The organism is Pseudomonadota bacterium (assembly GCA_010028905.1).
GTDB lineage: Bacteria > Vulcanimicrobiota > Xenobia > RGZZ01 > RGZZ01 > RGZZ01.
Genome location: RGZZ01000712.1, coordinates 1 through 1830 on the forward strand (window position 1 = coordinate 1; position 1830 = coordinate 1830).

A 1830-nucleotide genomic window follows, 5' to 3' on the forward strand; every position below is an offset into this window, starting at 1 on the left:
GATCGTGCGTCGCAGACGGCGGTCGGTGCCGATCGTCGCCGTACGGTCGAACAGGCCAGTGTACGACTTGTTGACGTCGACGCCCCAGCGCGAATGCAGGAGCAGCCCGATGCGCAGCCCGACCAGCCGGACGATGTCGCCGTTGCTCGGCAACGAGTTCAAGCGAACCCCGCCACAGCTGGCGACCGTCCCCGCCGTCGAGAGAATCGACTCGGTGTCTGAGAAGCAAATCGACGACGTCGTGATCACGCCGGCGGCGACCGTGTAGTGGATGAGGTCGAGCCGCGCCTGAAAATCGTCGACGTCGGCGAGGATCGGCGTGAACGAGAAGGCGCCGTTCGTGCTGACGAGGTCGGCATATTCAAGGGTCGACGTCGTCGTGTTCAGCTTCAGCGCCGCAAGGCGCAGGCGATAGACACCCGCGCCCTTCAGCGAGGCCGAAGCGTCGCAGCTCGCGGTCGCGCCGCTGACGCATCCCCTCAGATTCTTCCGAGCATTTCCGTCAGCACGCGGTGGTCGTCGAGCTCAGCGGCGAGCGCTGACGTCAGCTTCCGGAGCCAATCGGCGCGCATCGTCGGCAGGCAACCGTACCAATAGGAGCCCTGTCGGAAGAGCGAATGCGTACGGCGTTTCACCGTATTCGCACGAAGCCACGCATCCATTCCAGAGCGCTCCGATGCAGCGCCGATCAACGTCAGAAAGGCAATCGCGATCGCCAGCAGCATCAGCAATCGATCTCGGCGATCGGCGCTGCGAATACGGGTCGCGCGTAGCCCCATGCCGAAGCGCAGGTCCTTCTCGTCGCGAAAGGTCTCCTCGATCGTGAATCGTCGACCGTAGAGCTTCACGAGGTCACCAGCGCTCATGTCCTCGCAGTTCGTCGCAAGGAACCAGGCTTCCTTCATCGACTTGCCCTTCACCGTCACGATGGCGCCGACGGAGGTGCGATCCGCCGTGACGCGGGCACCCGCGAGCTTGCGCGCGCGACCGCTGGCTGCGAGCCACGACGACGCGGGTTTCTGCTCCCCGTCATGCTCCACGAGGACGGCGCCTCGAAAGCGAATCACGTATTTCCAACCGAGAACATCAAGCACGTCGTAGTGAACCTGACTCCCGAATCCGCGATCCGCGAGCACCGTCACATCGATGTGTTCGGGGATCGCGGCGTGTACGGCTTCGATGAGCGCGTGCTCTGCTGCGGTCCGATGATCGCGAAGTTCCGATTTCTTGTACGTCTTCCAAGCCAGCGGCGTCGCACGCCCATGCGTCGTCACCACGTACATGCAGAGCGTCGCATGGTCGTCGGCGTCGAACTCGGTCCAATCCAGCGCGAGCAGCACCTCGGGCCGTCCGCCGAGGACAAAGCGCACCCACGCAGGGCGCAAATGCTCGACGTCGAGACCCTTGTTGCTCAGGAATCTGTCGAACTGTTTGATCCCGTGTTTCGGCTTGATCTCGGCAGTCTCCGCGTAGGCGGCACCGATCGCAGCGACCCCCGCTCGCATCGCTCGCATCGTCGCCGCGGAGTAGTTTGCGAGCGCATCGAGTCGCTGACTGTGTTCGTCCTCGAAGATCGAATCGAGCATCCGTCGCATCCTCAGCGCGCTGCGACGAGCGCGGCGAATCTCTATCAGTGACGGACGACGGTGGCGAGACGAGGGTCGACGGGCGGTACGCATGCACGTCAGACGCTGCCGATGGCTGCAAAATTCTGAGGGGATCCGTCAGGGTCGTTGGACAATTCGTTCCTGCAGCCCGAGGCCCCGGCAGTCAGACAAGCGCCCAACGCGAGCGCAGCGAGCGCGTGGAGGAAACGTGCGGTGGTCATGG

General features: G+C 63.8%; 2 protein-coding genes. Both read right to left on the bottom strand.

Annotation, left to right across the window (positions count from 1 at the left end):
* Window positions 1-249 (bottom strand): hypothetical protein (locus EB084_24600; protein ID NDD31444.1); only part of this gene is annotated, 249 nt, incomplete at its 3' end.
* Window positions 250-479: 230 nt separating this feature from the next.
* Entirely contained in the window at window positions 480-1679 is a 1200-nt protein-coding gene (locus EB084_24605) for an IS4 family transposase (GenBank protein NDD31445.1), read from the bottom strand.
* Window positions 1680-1830: the final 151 nt, after the last annotated feature.

Excerpts from the sequence above, each read along its gene's own strand:
- EB084_24605 (NDD31445.1), bottom strand. The coding sequence starts at position 1,679 with ATGCGTACCGCCCGTCGACCCTCGTCTCGCCACCGTCGTCCGTCACTG.